Origin of the sequence: Gluconacetobacter tumulisoli, assembly GCF_014174155.1 — a bacterium.
In the GTDB taxonomy this organism is placed as follows: domain Bacteria; phylum Pseudomonadota; class Alphaproteobacteria; order Acetobacterales; family Acetobacteraceae; genus Gluconacetobacter; species Gluconacetobacter tumulisoli.
This window is the reverse complement of the sequence record NZ_JABEQM010000011.1, coordinates 1-16171: the sequence shown is the minus strand read 5'-3', so window position 1 is coordinate 16171 and position 16171 is coordinate 1. Positions and strand designations below refer to the sequence as shown.

The window sequence follows — 16171 nt, the reverse complement described above, 5'->3', positions numbered from 1 at the left end:
TGCTCGGACAGGCACGTCGGGCATGCCGTTGCGCGGCCTTCTCGCGCACCAGACCGGATGTTCGCCCAGCCTTTGGGATGCCCGGGATCGCCCAGACGACCGGGTTTCCAAATGGCAATGCCCTTTGGCGGGTTTCAGGGCAGAGCCCTGGTGGCCATCGGCGCATGAGGCGTGTTCTGTCCCGGGTCGGGGCGCGGTTTTCGCATCGGGCGCGGCTGGCCCATGCGCTGGCGTTGCTGGCGGAAGGCGAGGCGGTCGAGGGGTTCGGCCATCTGAGCGTCCTGGCCGAGGCCGGCATGCCCGAGGCGCAGTTCCGTGTCGGCCGCGCCTATCTGGACGGGACCGGCGTGCCGCCCAGCCTGGTCGAGGGCGCGCGCTGGATGCGTCGTGCGGCCGAAGCCGGATGGGTGGAGGCGCGGCTGGTGCTGGGCACCCTGCATCTGTTCGGCCTGCCGAAGGAGGCCGACGCGACACAGGGCCTGCGCCTGTCGGCCGAGACGCCGGCGGACATCGTCTCCGACCCCGCGGCGGCCGCGCACTGGGCCCGCCTGGCGGCCGAGGCCGGGTCGCCCGATGCCCAGGCCCTGTATGGCTATATCCTGGCCAACGGTCCCGACGGATTGCGGGACGAACCGGCGGCCGAGGCGTGGTTTGCCCGGGCGGCGGCGGCGGGTTGCGCGCAGGGGCATCTGGGGCTGGGGCTGGCGTGGCTGCGCGCCGCGACTGACGACGCGGGGCGGGCGCGGGCCGCCGACGCCCTGCGCCACGCCGCCGATGCCGGCCTGGGGTCGGCGCTGCACCTGCTGGCCGCGATGACCGAGCAGGGGACCGGCATCCCCCGCGATCCGGTCGCCGCCACGCGCCTGTATGCCCAGGCGGCGGAACGCGGGGTCCGGGCCGCCCAGGCCCGCTATGGCCTGGCGTTGCTGGACGGGCGCGGCGGCGAACGCGATCCCGTGCGCGGCGAGACCTGGCTGCGCAAGGCAGCGCTGGCCGGCGACCGCGAGGCCGCGGCCCTGCTGGGCGATGTCTATGCCCGCGGCGGCGATTTGCCGCCGAATTTCCTGGAGGCCGCGACCTGGTACCGCCGCGCGGCGCAGGGCGGGCATGGGGCAGCGTGCCGGGCGGTGGGGCTGCTGTACCTGACCGGGGCGGGACTGCCCCGCGACGTGACCGAAGCCGCGCGCTGGTTCCGGCAGGCGGCGGCCCTGGGCGACGTGCGCGCCGGGGCCGACCTGGGCAACCTGCTGCTGGCGGGTACGGTGTCGGACGATGACCGTCGGGATCTGGGGCGATATTTCGCCCGGGCGGCGGAGGGCGGCGACCCGCTCGCAGCCTATAATTTCGGCGTCTGCCTGGCCGAGGGGCTGGGCATGGAGCGCGACGAGCGCGCGGCGGTGGCCTGGATGCTGAAGGCGACGGACGGTGTCGTCAACGCGCAATACTGGTACGGACGGATGCTGCTGGACGGACGAGGCTGCGCGCCCGACCCGGTTGCGGGGCGGACCTGGATCGCCCGGGCCGCCACCGCCGGCATGGCCGACGCCCAGGTGGCGCTGGCGCAATTGCTGCTGGCCGGCCGGGGCGGCGCACGCGACCATGCCGGGGCGGCGGCGCTCTATCGCCAGGCGGCGGCACAGGGGCAGGTGGACGCCATGTTCTCGCTCGGCGCGCTGTATGGCGGCGGGCACGACATTCCCCCGGACCGGGTGGAGGCCGAACGCTGGTTCCGCATGGCGGCGGAACGCGGCAACGCGCTGGGGCAATTGATGCTGGGGCGCTATCTGCTGCGGGGGCTGGCCGGTACGACGGATGGGGGGCAGGCGCGGCTGTGGCTGGAACGGGCGCGTGCCCAGGGTGTGTCCGACGCGGCGGTGGAACTGGCGCGGATGGGCCCCGCGGCGGGGACGGGCGACGATACGGCCCCGTCCGGCGACGACGTGGTGGACCGGTCCGCCGCCGGGCCGGCCTGACGCATGGATGGCAGCAGCGCATCGGTCCGCATGATCGGGTGTCCCCCAGGCAGGGCGCACGGGGTGACGGCGGCCGATCGGGCGGCGTGGCAGGCCTGGGCTGATGCGCGGGCCCAGGCTGCCTTCCGGCAGGCCCGACGGCTGGAGGCGGCGGACGACGTGGATGGGGCGCTGCGCTGGTACGAACGCGCGCACCGCCTGGCCCCGGACAGCCCGAACGTCATGTTCCCGCTGGCGATGGCGCGGCTGCGGGCAGGCGACCCGGCGGGCGCGGTCCGGCTGCTGCGCGTGCTGACACGCCGGTTCGAGGTTCGCGAGGGCTGGCTGGCACTGTCCGGCGCGCTGCTGGCGGCGGGCGACGCGCCGCAGGCCGTTTCGACGGCGCAGCGCGTCTTGTCCCGTCACGCGCCGCCGGACGACATGGACGCCCTGTTCGACCGGTTGGCCATTCTGGGGGGGCGGCCGGGCTGGTGCGGCCTGTCGGCGGCAGGCCGCCTGCGTATGCGCGGGCTGGCGGCGGGAACGTGCCCGGATGTCGCGTACGACGGCAGGCAGGCGGGCGGGCAGTGGCATGCGCGCGATGGCGTTCTGGTCCTGTCCGGCACCTGGCGGGAGGCCGCGCGGATCGACGTGACGGTGGCGGGGGCGCCGCTGCTGGGCAGTCCGCTGGACCCGGCCGCCCTGCTGCGGGTCGAAGGCGTGGTGGAACCCGATGGCGACGGGTTGGCGGGCTGGGCCTGGCATCCGGCAGACCCCGACCACGTAGCCCGCCTGCGCATTCTCTCGCCCGCCGATGGACGGGTGGTACTGCGGGTCGATGCGTCGGATCGCGCTGTCGATGTCGACAGCACCGTGCCGCTGGCGCGGCCGCGCCGCTTCTCGGTTGCGGGGACGTGCCTGCCGGCCGGTCCGGTCCGGGTCGTCGGGCCGGACGGGGGCGACCTGACCGGCAGCCCGGTCGATCCGGCCTGTCCCGCGGCGCCGCCCGCGGCGATATCGCCCGACACGGGTCCGCTTGTGCCGGGCCGGCGCGTGCCGGTCGCCATCGTCGTGCCGGTCCATGGCGATCGCGCGGCAACGCTGGCCTGCCTGGCGTCGGTCCGCGACAGTGCGGGGCCGGATGTGCCGGTCTGGGTGGTCGACGACGCGACGCCGGACGGTGCGCTGGCGGCGGACCTTGACCGGCTGGCGGCGGCGGGGACGATCCGCCTGATCCGGCATGCGCGCACCATGGGGTTTCCGGTTTCGGCCAATGACGGGATGCGCGCGGCGGCCGGCCATGACGTCGTGCTGCTGAACAGCGACACGCTGGTGGCGGGCGGATGGCTCGCGGAACTGGTGGCGGTCGCCTACGGGGCGCCGGATATCGGGACGGTCACGCCGCTGTCGAACGACGCCACGATCTTTTCATGGCCTGGCCCGGACCGGCCGGACCAGCCTGCCCCGGTGCCCGATCTGGCGCGGGTGCGCCATCTGATGGCGGCGGCGCGGGCCGCCAATGGCGGGCAGGCGGTGACGGTGCCCACGGGCCATGGCTTCTGCCTGTTCATCCGTCACGATTGCCTGGCGCGGGCGGGCCTGTTCCGGGCCGACCTGTTCGCGCAGGGCTATGGCGAGGAAAACGAATTCTGTCGGCGTGCGGCGGCCCTGGGATGGCGTCACGTCGCCGCGCCCGGGGCCTTTGTCGGCCATGTGGGGTCGGCGTCGTTCGGGGCGGCGCGCTCGCGATTGTTGCGGCGGAACCTGGCGATCGTGAACCGGCTTCATCCCGGCTATGACGCCCTGGTCGCGGCGCATATCGCCGCCGATCCTCTGTTCGCGGCACGGCGGCGGCTGGACCTGGTCTGCTGGCGGCGGGCCGGGGCGCGATGGACTCGCGCGGTGCTGCTGGTCACCCACGCGCAGGGGGGCGGGGTCGAACGCGTGGTGCAGGCCCGCGCCCGGGCCTGGCGGCGGTCGGGCATGCGCGCGATCGTGCTGCGCCCCGACGCAACTGGCTGCCGGCTGGAGGACGGCGGGACAGGGGACGATGCGGGGGGCGCCAGGGACGATGGGCCCGCCCCGCGATTCCGGCTGCCGGCGGAACGCGCGATGCTGCTGACCGTGCTGCGCGCGTCGGGGGTGGAGGCGGTGGAATGGCATCATCGTCTTGGCCATCGTGTCGATGCCGATGCGCTGGCCGCCGAACTGGCGGTGCCGTACGATGTGCATGTCCATGATTATATGTGGTTCTGCCCCCGTATCGCCCTGGTGGGGCCGGCGGGACGCTATTGCGGCGAACCGGGCCCCGAAGGGTGCGCGGCCTGTGTCGCGCGGACGGGCAGCCTGCTGGAAGGCGGGCGGGACGACCCTGACGGCGCCGCGATCCCCGCCCTGCTGGCGCGGTCGCGGACGGCGCTGTCGGGCGCGCGCGCGGTGATCGTGCCGTCGGACGATTCGGGGCGGCGGATGCGTCGGCATTTCCCCGGCCTGGTCGTCCGGGTGACGCCGCTGGAAGACGACCGGCCGGACCTGTCGCTGGCTGCTTTCGCCCGGCTGGCCGGGGCGGGAGCGGATCCGCGCCCGATGCGGGGCGGCCGGGTGCGTGTCGCCGTGATCGGCGCGATCGGGGTGGAAAAGGGGTACGACATCCTGCTGGCCGCCGCCCGCGACGCGGCGACACGCCGGCTGGACCTGGAATTCGTCGTCGTCGGCCACACGCCGGACGATGACGCGCTGATGCAGACGGGCCGGGTCTTCGTCACCGGCGCCTATCACGAGGCCGAAGCCCTGTCCCTGCTGTGCGCGCAGCAGGCGGACATCGCGCTGCTGCCGTCGGTCTGGCCTGAAACCTGGTGCTTTACCCTGGGGCTGGCGTGGCGGGCCGGGCTGCGGGTGGTGGCCTACGATTTCGGGGCGGTGGCCGATCGGATCCGGCGCACCGGGCGGGGAATCATCGTGCCGCCCGGCCTGCCGATTCACGAATTGAATACGATTTTCCTGTCTTGTGGACGCCCGAGACGGCGACGGCGCATGCCGTCGGGACAAAGAGGAGATCTGGACCTTGATTCCTGTGCAGGACCGTCTGTTTTCGCCGACCGCGCTCCCGCGCCGCCGCCCGGCCGCCGGGGCCGGCGTCTGATGTCGGACGCCGTATTGGCCGGCCCGGGGGGCGGCCAGGGCCGGGTGACAGACCTGAAGGTCGCGGGGCATCTGATGACTCTCGATTCGGGTCTGTATTGCATCTTCCACGCCCCCGGGCAGGGGACGTCCACCGCCGGCGGCCTGCCCGGGGTGCGGATTTCCCCGCCGCCCGGCCCGGCCGGCGGGGCGGCCAGCATCGTCACCTTCGATGCCGACGGATGGCTGGGGAGCGAGCGGAACGCGGCGCTGGTCCGCGTCCCCGCCGGCCCGGCGCAGGTGCTGATCACCATCTACCAGGATCCGGCGGCCGTGCAGGGGGCGCCGAAATTGCAGGTGGTGCGTCTGGCCGACGCCGTGCGTCCGGGCGCGCCTGTCCCGGTGTCCGCCGCCGCCGTCGCGCCAGGACCCGCGCCGCAGGCGGTTCCGGCCGGAATCGTCCCGTCGGCCGGCGCGCCCGCCGACGGGACGCCGGGGGCCGAACTCACCGCCCATATCCAGCGCCGGGGCGATGTCGCGGCGTCATTGGGCGAATGGATGGGCAAGCCGGGCAGCCAGGCCTGGATCGAGGGATTTGCGATATCCCCTGCCAGCCAGGTCACGGCGGGGGATATCGAATACCAGGCCGTCCTGGGCCGGGGCTGGCTGTCGCCCTGGGCGTCCGGCGGACAGTTCTGCGGCAGCCGGGGCATGGCGCTGCCGGTGCTGGGCCTGCGCGTGCGCCTGAAGGGCGCCGCCGCGGGGCGCTTCGCCTGCACCGTCGCCGCGACTTTCACCGACGGCACGTCCGTCGGGCCGGTGGGCGAGGGCCGGGTGGTCGAGGCCGAGAGCCTCGCCCCGCTGGAGGCGTTCCGGGTCGAGATCGTACCGGTAGAGGAGGCCGAGATCCCCGACGCGCTGGAGGCCGAACTGCTGGCGGCAGTGTCGGACCCGGCCCCCGACGCCGTGTCTGACGGCACTCCGGCGACGGACGACCCGCCCCGGCGCGGACGCCGGGCCGGGCGAATGGCGCGGCCGGAGACGAAGGCGGCACGGGGGAAGACATCGCCCGGGAAGGCGTCGCCGGGGACGATGCCGGACGACAAGGCGTCCGGTCCCAAGGTCGCCGTGAAGGGGAGAACGAAGGATGCGTCCCCCCCGATCGATCCCATCCGTCCCGGTCGCGGGCGCAAGGCACCCGGATCGCGGCTGGATCTTCTGAAGGCGCGCAAGCGCCTGGCATCCCGTCGATCCTGATCTCCTATCCCTGGCCCGCATGGGCCATGGACAAATCGGCCATGGGACCATCCTGCCGACCATGAAGATCACCGGGGGTCGGGAGGGCGGCGCGGCGGGGGCGCGCCGGTCCGCGATGCAGGGGAATTCCTTGAAGTACCTCGTTATCCATCAGAATTTCCCGGGGCAGTTCCTGCATCTGCTGCGCCATTTGCGGGCCGAGGACGACAACGAGATCGTCTTCATCAGCGAACCGAACGACAACCAGCTTCCGGGCGTCCGGCGGGTGGTCTATCGCCTGCCGCGCGGTTCCGCCGAGGGCATCCATCCGGCAGCGCGGGAATTCGAACTGGCGATGCTGCGGGCCGGGGCAGTGGCCCGCGCGGCGACCGCCCTGCGGGATCTGGGCTATCGGCCCGACATCATCATCGGCCATCACGGCTGGGGAGAATTGCTCGATCTGGGCGATGTGTTCCCCGGCGTCCCCGTCCTGGGCTATTTCGAATTCTTCTATCACGCCGACAGCCTGGATGTCGGGTTCGATCCGGAATTTCCGTCGCCCGAATCGTACCGGCCGGTGATTCGCGCCAAGAACGCCGTGAATTTGCAGGCGCTGACCGGCGGCGGTTGGGGGCAGACCCCTACCCTGTTCCAATGGGACACCTATCCGGCCTGGGCGCGCGATCGGATCACGGTGGTGCGCGAAGGCGTGGACCTGGCGGCGTGCGTGCCCGATCCGGCGGCCTTCCGGCGTCGCCTGCGGATCGGCGACGTGGTCATTGCCCCGCGCGACAGGCTGGTGACCTATATCGCCCGCGACCTGGAACCCTATCGCGGCTTCCATGTCTTCATGCGCGCGCTGCCGGGGATCCTGCGGGCCAGGCCCGATGCGCGGGTGGTGCTGGTCGGCGGCGACGGCGTCAGCTACGGCGCGCGCCTGCCCTCGGGCAGCTGGCGCGACAGGATGCTGGCCGAACTGGCGGGGCGGATCGACCTTGACCGCGTCCATTTCGTTGGCAGGGTGGAATACGATACGTTCCGCGCCCTGTTGCGCCGGTCGGACGCGCATGTCTACCTGACCTATCCGTTCGTGGCGTCCTGGTCGCTGCGCGAGGCGATGGCCATGGGCTGCGCGATCGTCGGCAGCGATACGGCGCCGGTGCGCGAATTCCTGTCCGACGGGCGGACGGGGCGCCTGGTGCCGTTCCTGGACCCCGACCGCATTGCCGACGGGGTGCTGGAACTGCTGGAAGACCGCGCGCTGGCCTCCCGCCTGCGCCGCGCCGTCCGGCAGGAGGCGGAGCGAACGCTGGATATGGAGGATTGCATGGCGCGCTACCGGACCCTGATCGACCGATTGATGCGGGACGGATCCGTCCCGCGGGGCGCGGCGACACGCCGCAGGCCGGCCTGATCGTGCGGACGAGTCTGGCGCCGTTCGCGATCTATGCCGCGGCGGCGGTGTGCGAGATCGGGGGATGCTACGCCTGGTGGTGCTGGCGGCGCGAGGGCGGCGCGGCGTGGCTGCTGCTGCCCGGCATGGCGAGCCTGGCGCTGTTCGGCTGGCTGCTGACCCTGGTGGACAGCGAGACGGCGGGCCGCACCTTCGCGGCCTATGGCGGCATCTATATCGTCGGCGCGATCGTCTGGCTGCGTGTGGTCGAGGGGCGGCCGGTCACCCTGCGCGATCTGGCCGGCGTCGCGCTGTGCCTTGCCGGCGCCGCCGTGATCCTGTCGGCCGCCGCGCGGGGACGTTAGGATATCCCATCCGGGCATGGTCCGCCGGACCATGCCCGGGCAGGAGTTACTTCTGCGCGGCGGCCAGGGATTCGCGGATGATGTCGCCCGCTTCCTCACGCCCGGCCCAGCCGGCGACCTTCACCCACTTGCCCTTTTCCAGGTCCTTGTAGCGCGTGAAGAAATGCTCGATCTGCTGGATCAGGATCTCCGGCAGGTCCGCGATCTTCTCGACCTTGGAATAGTACGGATTCACCTTGTCGTGCGGGACGCAGATGATCTTCTCGTCCTGCCCGCTCTCGTCCTCCATGCGCAGCATGCCGATCGGCCGGGCGCGGATCACGGCGCCGGGCACGACCGGGGCGGGGATCAGGACCAGCGCGTCGGCCGGGTCGCCGTCGGCGGCCAGCGTGCCGGGGATGAAGCCGTAGGCGGCCGGATAGGCCATCGGCGTAAACAGGACACGGTCGACGACGATGGCGCCGCTGTCCTTGTCGACTTCGTACTTCACCGACGATCCCTGCGGGATCTCGATGACGACGTTGATATCGAACGGTACGTCCTTGCCGGGCGAGATTTTCGACACATCCATGGCGACGGCTCCACACTTCACGGAACATGAAAGATGGTCCGAACCTATCGACGCGCGCGCGCCTTGCCAAGCGCCCGCGACCGGCCGCGCCGTGCGGAGAAATGGCGGTGGAGCGTGCACGGGATCTTGCCAAACCGCCGCACATGCGCGAAGTCAGGGGCGGCCTGCGCGCCCGTAGCTCAATTGGTCAGAGCGGGCCGCTCATAACGGCTTGGTTGCGGGTTCAAGTCCTGCCGGGCGCAGGCCGTCGTGCGGCCCGCGCACGCCCTTCGGGGACAGTGCGGGCGGAACGACATTCTTCTTTCCTTATTTTGATCCGGGAGCCTTCGTCATGGCCGCCACGCAATATGTCTATGTGATGAAGGACCTGACCAAGGCGTATCCGGGCGGGCGCGAGGTCTTCAAGGGCATCACCCTGTCCTTCCTGCCCGGGGTGAAGATCGGCGTGCTGGGTGTCAACGGCGCGGGCAAGTCCACCCTGCTGAAGATCATGGCCGGGATCGAGACCGAATATGGCGGCGAGGCCTGGGCCGCCGAGGGGGCCCGGATCGGCTACCTGGAGCAGGAGCCCAAGCTCGACGAATCCCTGACGGTGGGCGAGAACGTGGCCCTGGGCTTCGGCGACCTGAAGATCGCCGTCGACCGCTTCAACGAGATCTCGATGAAGTTCGCCGAGCCGATGTCGGACGACGAGATGAACGCCCTGCTGGCCGAACAGGCCGAACTGCAGGAAAAGATCGAGGCCGGCGACGGCTGGGAACTGGACCGCAAGATCGACATCGCGCTGGACGCCCTGCGCTGCCCGCCGGCGGACAGCCCCGTCACCCGCCTGTCGGGCGGCGAGCGCCGGCGCGTGGCGCTGTGCCGCCTGCTGCTGGAAAAGCCCGACCTGCTGCTGCTGGACGAACCGACCAACCATCTGGACGCCGAAAGCGTGGCCTGGCTGGAACGGACCCTGCGCGACTACGAGGGCACGGTGATGGTCATCACCCATGACCGCTACTTTCTCGACAACGTCACCAACTGGATTCTGGAACTGGAGCGCGGCCGGGGCTATCCGTTCCAGGGCAATTATTCCTCGTGGCTGGTGCAGAAGCGCAAGCGCCTGGCCCAGGAGGAAAAGGAGGAAAGTGCGCGCCAGCGCGCCCTGGCCGCCGAGCAGGAATGGATCGGCTCCAGCCCCAAGGCCCGCCAGGCCAAGAGCAAGTCGCGCATCGCCCGCTACGAGGAGATGCTGGCCCAGAACGCCGAGCGCGCCGGCGGCGTCGCCGACATCGTCATCCCGCCCGGTCCCCGCCTGGGCAGCACGGTCATCGAGGCCGAGGACCTGCGCAAGGCGTTCGGCAACCGGCTGCTGATCGACGACCTCAGCTTCCGGCTGCCGCCGGGCGGCATCGTCGGCGTCATCGGACCGAACGGCGCGGGCAAATCCACCCTGTTCCGCATGATCGTGGGGCAGGAACAGCCCGATTCCGGCACGCTGAAGGTCGGCGAGACCGTGAAGCTGGGCTATGTCGACCAGTCGCGCGACAGCCTCGACGACGACAAGTCGGTCTGGGAGGAAATCTCCGGCGGGACCGACGTGATCTATCTGGGCAAGCGCGCGGTGCCGTCGCGCGCCTATGTCGGCGCATTCAACTTCAAGGGCGCGGACCAGCAGAAGAAGGTCGGCATCCTGTCGGGCGGCGAGCGCAACCGCGTGCACCTGGCTAAGATGCTGCGCCAGGAAAGCAACGTCATCCTGCTGGACGAACCGACGAACGACCTGGACGTCGACACGCTGCGCGCCCTGGAAGACGCGCTGGCGGAATTCGCGGGCTGCGCGGTCATCATCAGCCATGACCGCTGGTTCCTGGACCGTCTGGCCACGCATATCCTGGCCTTCGAGGGCGACAGCCATGTCGAGTGGTTCGAGGGAAATTTCCAGGCCTACGAAGAGGACAAGCGACGTCGACTCGGCCCCGATGCGACCGAACCGGGACGGATCAAGTACCGACCCCTCGCGCGCTGAGGCCGCGCCTGGCCGCCCTGCGGAGCGCGTCCGGGACCGGCACCCGAATCGCGGACCGTGGGGCTGGCCCGTATGGATGGGGGGCCGGGAGGGGCGCTCGATGATCGCGGGCGGGCAGATCCGGACCCCGCGGCTGGTGCTGGAACCGGTCTCGTGGCGGGACATGGACGACATGGTGCGGCTGAAAGCCGATGCCGGCGCATTCGCCATGATGCTGGGGGGCGTGCGGTCCCGCCAGCAGGCCGAGATCGAGATGGCCGAGGATCTGGCGTGCTGGGCGCGCCGGGGCATCGGCATCTTCGCCATTCGCGAAAACGGCCGGTTCATCGGCATGACCGGCCTGCATCAACGGCCCGACGGCCGGGGCATGGGCCTGCGCTTCGCGCTGTGGCCCTGGGCGGCGGGGCGCGGCCTGGCGCGGGAGGCCGCATCGGCGGTGCTGAACGTCGCCCACGATGCCGGGCTGCAGCGTGTGGTGGCGGTCACGCGCGACACCAACATAGCCTCGCGCACCATCCTTGGCGGCATTGGCATGATCGAATGCGACAGTTTCCTGCGCGACGGGCACCAAATGCTGGTCTACGAAAGCATCCGCACGGCGCGGCATGATCCTCTGCCGTCTCTTCCGCCCCGCCGTCCGGCGGGGCGCGACGGCTGAAGGGTCCCCGTTCAGGTCGCGGGCCTGGGGCCATCTGGAAATCCGGTCTGGCGGCGATCCGATGCAGGTTTTGCGCTTCGCGGTTGCGGGGCCGCCAGGGCCGTTCCCGCTCGCCAGACCGAATGTCCAGACGGTCTCCAGACGTGTGAAGGGTGAAGGGGCCCGATAACCCAGAACGCTGGCGCACGCGGCGCCGGATCAATCCGATCGCGCCGCGTCCTGCCGTGTTCTGATCCTGATCCTAGTGCGCGCCGTGGGCCGCCACCTGATGGTCCAGCGCCTGCAGCAGCGCGTCGACGCTGCCGTTATGGCGCGCGACGAACGAGGCATAATCCTGCCGTTGCGTCAGGCGCAGGCTGGTGCCCTCGCCCACCACGTCCACGACCTTGGGCTGGCCGCTGGTGGTGCTGACAATCCACTGGGTATTGGCCGCCGGCTGTTCGGGGCGGTTGATGATCGTATCCACCGCCTGGTCGTCACCGGCCGGCGACGTGCCGGACACGGTGAAGGTCACGCCGCGATAATCGCCGATCTTGTCGGTGATGGCATTGAGCAGAACCTGATGAAACAGCGTCAGGTAGCGGGCCTGCTGCTCGGGCGTCGCGACACGCCAGTAGCGGCCCAGGCAGTAGCGGCCGATCGAATCCATGTCCACATGCGCCTGCAGCAGCGGCAGGATCGCGGTCTTCTTGTCGGCCAGCGAGCGGTCGGAATTGACGATCGTGATCAGCTGCCGTCCGAAATCGGTAACGAAGGACCGGGCACTGGCGGCCGCCGCATCTGCGGCACGGGCGTGGCGGGCGGCGGGCAGGGCGATGGCGCCCGCGACGAGACCCAGCACATGACGACGGGCAAGAACTGTCTTCATCTCTGCGTCCCTTTTCAGTTGTACCAGTCGGGAACGGTGGCCCGATGGTCGTTGCGGATGGCTTCGGCCTGCGCCTTGCGCTGCTGCTGGTAGGCGCTGCGGATGGTGGCGTAGGGGTCCAGCGCATCTTTCTGAAGCTGATCCAGCGCGTCCAGATGGTCCGCGCGTCCGTTGATCATGCCCATGATGTTATAGGCCCAGTTGAAGGTCAGCAGGCCATAGCCGCTGGGCACGTAGTTGAAGGGCGACAGGCCGACATCGATGCCGTAGCCCGCCCCGTCGCGGAACGAGGATGGACCCATCATCGGCAGGAACAGGTACGGGCCGGACGATACCCCCCACGTCGCCAGCGTCAGGCCGGCATCGTTGTCGTGGTGGGGATAGCCCGCGTATTTCGCGACGTCGACCAGGCCGCCGACGCCTGCGACCATGTTGATGCACCAGCGCACGAAGGCGTCGCCGGCGCGCCGGGACTTGCCGGCTCCGACGTCGTTGAAGAACACCACGGGCTCGTTCATCGTCTGGACCATGCTGCCCAGCGACTGGCGCACCCGATAGGGCACCGCCCAGACATAGGCCTTGGCCACCGGTCGCAGGGAATATTTGTCCAGCGTCATGCTGAGGCCGTACATCTTCCGGTTCAGGGATTCGTACGGATCGTTGGCCTCGCGATACTCGGCCAGGGCGTCCGGATCCTTGGGCGGCGGGGCCGCGCACCCGGCCAGGCCCGCGACGCCCAGTGCTGCGGTGACGCTGGCGATCCGGCGCAGGCGGGCAACGAAAGCGGACGGCAGGGACGGTGGAATGTTCGATCCTGTCACAGCGCGCATACTCGTTTCCGTTTCCCTTGTCTGCCGTTCCTGATGCCTAACGCGGCAGGAATCCGATGGATGGCGCGGAAACAGGATGCGTATCCGCTGGAGTCTTCTCTAGCATGGGATGTCGGTTGTGCAATCCGCCCCGGTACCCGGCAGGCCGCCGTTGCGTGCCTGGCGCATGCCTTGTGCCCGTCCTGATACGTGCCGGGCGCGCGGATTTCCGCCCTTGCCTCGCAAATGGGGTCTGGTTCACTGTGGCCGAAAATCCACAATGGAAGGTGGGACATGATGCCCGGGAAATCTGCGACACACCTTCTCTCCGCCCTGCTGCTGGCCGGTTCCGTCCTGGCGGCCGTCCCGGCGGGGGCCGCGCCGTCCGTGCCTCCCGGCCCGACCCGCGCATCGTTCGGCACGCTGCCCGACGGCCGGCCGGTCGAAATCCTGACCTTGCGCAATGTCCGCGGAATCACCGTCCGCTTCATCACCTACGGCGGAATCATTACCGCGATCGAAACGCCGGACCGGACCGGGCATGTCGACGACATCGTCCTCGGCTTTCCCGACCTGCAGGGCTATACCGTCGACAGCGCGCAGGGCGGCCTGTTCTTCGGCGCGATGATCGGGCGCTACGCCAACCGGATCGCCCGCGGCACCTTCACCCTGAACGGACAGGCCTATCACGTTCCCGTGACAGCCCCCCCGAATGCGCTGCATGGCGGCACCAAAGGCTTCGACAAGCAGCTCTGGCACGTGGACGGCACCGTCTCCGACACCCATTCCGCCAGTGCCACGCTGTCCATGACCAGCCCGGACGGGGACCAGGGCTTTCCCGGCACGCTGAAGGTTGCCGTGACCTACACGCTGGATGACCGCGACCAGCTTACCCTGCACTACACGGCCACGACCGACCGGCCGACCGTGCTCAACCTGACCAACCACAGCTATTTCAACCTGGGTGGCGAGGGGTCGGGCTCGGTCGAAAACCAGATCCTGCAGATCAACGCCGATCGCTACACCCCCACCGACCCGACCGCGATCCCCGCGGGGGAACTGGCGCCGGTCGCGGGCACGCCGCTCGATTTCCGCAAGCCGACGCGGATTGGCGACCATCTGCGCGATTCCTTTCCGCAGCTGATGTTCGCGCGCGGCTATGACCAGAACTGGGTCGTCAACGGCCCCTCCGGCGGTGCCCCCCGCCTGGCCGCGCGCATCCTCGACCCGAAGACGGGCCGCACGATGGAGGTCCTGACCTCGCAGCCGGGCCTTCAGGTCTATACCTCCAACTCGCTGACCGGGGCCTATGCCGGGGTGTCGCACCGCGCCTATCGCCAGACCGACGCGGTTGCCTTCGAGGCCGAGCATTATCCCGATTCGCCCAACCATCCCACCTTCCCGACCACCACGCTCAATCCGGGGCAGACCTTCGACTACACGACGGTCTTCCGGTTCGGCGTGCAGGCCGGCACGGCGCGCTGACGCATGATGGATCAGGATCTCCGCGTTTCGGCGCTGCATGTCTATCCGGTCAAGTCCCTGGGCGTGATCACCGTGGCCGAGGGCTGGCTGGGGCCGTGCGGTCTGGATGACGACCGGCGCTGGCTGGTCGTCGACCCCGACGGCGGCTTCCTGACCCAGCGGCAGATCGCCCGCATGGCCCTGGTCGCGGTGGGCCGGCAGCCGGGCGGGCTGACGCTGGCCATGCCGGGCCACAGCACGCTGGCGGTGGACGTCCCGCCCGCCGATGCCGTGCGCCAGCCCGTGCGCGTCTGGGGCGACACGGTGCCTGCCGTCGATGCCGGCCTGGCTGCGGCCGACTGGCTCTCGGCCGTGCTCGGCCGCCCCTGCCGGCTGGTCTATCTGCACGATACCAGTGCCCGGCCGGCCGATCCGGCCTATGCTCCGCCGGGCTCCACCGTCGGGTTCGCCGACGGGTTCGCCGCCTTGCTCGCCACCCCGGAATCGCTGGCCGCGCTGAACGACGCGCTGCCCGCCCCGGTGCCGATGGACCGCTTCCGCCCCAACATCGTCATCTCCGGCGCCACCCCCTGGGCCGAGGACGAATGGCGACTGGTCGCGATCGGTCAGGCGGTGCTGCGCATCGTCAAACCATGTTCGCGCTGCATCATGACCACCATCGACCAGCAGACCGCCCGGATCCCTGACCCGCGCGAACCCTTGCAGACCCTGTCCCGCACACGCCGGGCCAAGGGTGGCGTGATGTTCGGCCAGAACGCCGCCGTCATCCGCCCCGGCCGCATCGCCGTGGGCGACCCCGTCATGGTAATGGAACGCGGCGCGTCGAACCTGCTGCCGGCGTGAAGGGAAGGTCGGGTTCTGCCCGAACCCGGCAGGGGTCGCGGACCCCTGCACCCTGATTTATTGGCGATTGTACTATTTGCAAATATGGGTAATTGGGGGGCGGTTTAGCTTCGAAATAGGACTGCAAAGGAATCGGATATTCGAGACGTGTCGGAGCTTGGTCGATAGTAGACTGGTGACGTTCGGGGCTGAATGTGCAAAAAGCTGGTATTGGCGTGCGCCGCCATGTATCAGCGCTTACGATTACAGGTCAGTCATACAATGGGTAGGTCCGTAAATTCCGAAGGCGCCCATTTAACAAGCGAAGCCAAGAGCAGTTCCGCGTTTAACGCATGCCATTCTTCGACTCTTCAGTGTAATTTATGAGTGGACATGCAGGCGGCGCGGAAGAATGATACGTCCGAAGCTAAATTCCCAATGAATGGATTGAGGAGGATTGGTGCTGGATCGATCGTTTCGTCGGGTTGGATTGTTTCTTGATTGGAATAGTCAGATTTTAGCCGCGCCCTCCGCGTGGAAGGCCGATCCGGTAGAACGATGTCGCTATGCGCTTAATGCGGTAGGGAAGTCGACCACAAAGCTGCTCTGTTCTCTTGATAAAGACAGCATCTTTCGTGTTCGGATCCGACTCTATCATGGCTGGACGGCGGGCACCACACAGACCGTCAACCGTCGTGCTTTTAACTTAATTTCTGAATGCCTCACTCCAGATGATATCTTTCCTTCTCCGCGTGTTCTAGAGGGTGTTGTGCACCGTGAGCGAGTATAGCGGCGTTTCTGAGCATGAAACATGCGAAAGCGACGACATGAAGACTTGCGAGCGTTGAAGCGTAACGCTCGTAATCCTTGACGAGCCTGCG

The 16171-nt window shown here is 69.5% G+C and carries 11 protein-coding genes and 1 tRNA gene; 9 read left to right on the top strand and 3 right to left on the bottom strand.

The window, feature by feature from the left end:
• Positions 1–164: 164 nt before the first annotated feature.
• The 4 genes from HLH28_RS13220 to HLH28_RS13200 all read left to right on the top strand — a co-directional run bounded on the left by HLH28_RS13220 (position 165) and on the right by HLH28_RS13200 (position 8066).
• Positions 165–1973, top strand: a complete 1809-nt coding sequence (locus HLH28_RS13220; protein ID WP_182959962.1) for a tetratricopeptide repeat protein — start codon at positions 165–167, stop codon at positions 1971–1973.
• Positions 1974–2036: 63 nt separating this feature from the next.
• Positions 2037–6329 carry a glycosyltransferase gene (locus tag HLH28_RS18160; protein ID WP_338029736.1) on the top strand — a complete coding sequence of 1431 codons (4293 nt, stop codon included), beginning with the start codon at positions 2037–2039 and terminating at the stop codon, positions 6327–6329.
• Positions 6330–6459: 130 nt separating this feature from the next.
• Complete coding sequence (locus tag HLH28_RS13205; protein ID WP_182959960.1) at positions 6460–7722, top strand: glycosyltransferase family 4 protein; 1263 nt, start codon at positions 6460–6462, stop codon at positions 7720–7722.
• Positions 7722–8066, top strand: a complete 345-nt coding sequence (locus tag HLH28_RS13200; RefSeq protein WP_182960149.1) for a YnfA family protein — start codon at positions 7722–7724, stop codon at positions 8064–8066. The genes HLH28_RS13205 and HLH28_RS13200 overlap by 1 nt, the downstream gene beginning before the upstream one ends.
• Positions 8067–8112: 46 nt before the next feature.
• Here HLH28_RS13200 and ppa read toward each other — a convergent pair whose 3' ends face one another.
• Positions 8113–8637: an inorganic diphosphatase gene (gene ppa / locus HLH28_RS13195; protein WP_182959949.1), complete on the bottom strand. Its 525-nt coding sequence runs from the start codon at positions 8635–8637 to the stop codon at positions 8113–8115.
• Positions 8638–8805: 168 nt separating this feature from the next.
• Between ppa and HLH28_RS13190 the strand changes: the two genes are divergently transcribed.
• From HLH28_RS13190 to HLH28_RS13180, 3 genes are all read left to right on the top strand, one after another.
• A tRNA-Ile gene (locus HLH28_RS13190) sits at positions 8806–8879 on the top strand.
• Positions 8880–8968: 89 nt separating this feature from the next.
• Positions 8969–10648, top strand: coding sequence for an energy-dependent translational throttle protein EttA (gene ettA / locus HLH28_RS13185; RefSeq protein ID WP_182959947.1), 1680 nt, complete (start codon positions 8969–8971; stop codon positions 10646–10648).
• A gap of 100 nt (positions 10649–10748) precedes the next feature.
• Positions 10749–11306, top strand: a complete 558-nt coding sequence (locus HLH28_RS13180) for a GNAT family N-acetyltransferase (RefSeq protein WP_182959945.1) — start codon at positions 10749–10751, stop codon at positions 11304–11306.
• A gap of 241 nt (positions 11307–11547) precedes the next feature.
• Here HLH28_RS13180 and HLH28_RS13175 read toward each other — a convergent pair whose 3' ends face one another.
• On the bottom strand, positions 11548–12174 hold the full coding sequence (locus HLH28_RS13175; RefSeq protein WP_182959943.1) for an MlaC/ttg2D family ABC transporter substrate-binding protein: 627 nt from the start codon (positions 12172–12174) through the stop codon (positions 11548–11550).
• Positions 12175–12188: 14 nt separating this feature from the next.
• A complete protein-coding gene (locus HLH28_RS13170) occupies positions 12189–13004 on the bottom strand; it encodes an MlaA family lipoprotein (RefSeq protein ID WP_182959936.1) in 816 nt (271 codons plus the stop codon).
• A gap of 273 nt (positions 13005–13277) precedes the next feature.
• Here HLH28_RS13170 and HLH28_RS13165 point away from each other — a divergent pair, with 273 nt between their 5' ends.
• Both HLH28_RS13165 and HLH28_RS13160 read left to right on the top strand, forming a co-directional pair.
• Positions 13278–14468 carry an aldose epimerase family protein gene (locus HLH28_RS13165; RefSeq protein ID WP_182959934.1) on the top strand — a complete coding sequence of 397 codons (1191 nt, stop codon included), beginning with the start codon at positions 13278–13280 and terminating at the stop codon, positions 14466–14468.
• A gap of 3 nt (positions 14469–14471) precedes the next feature.
• Positions 14472–15311: an MOSC domain-containing protein gene (locus HLH28_RS13160; protein ID WP_246396156.1), complete on the top strand. Its 840-nt coding sequence runs from the start codon at positions 14472–14474 to the stop codon at positions 15309–15311.
• Positions 15312–16171 lie beyond the last annotated feature (860 nt).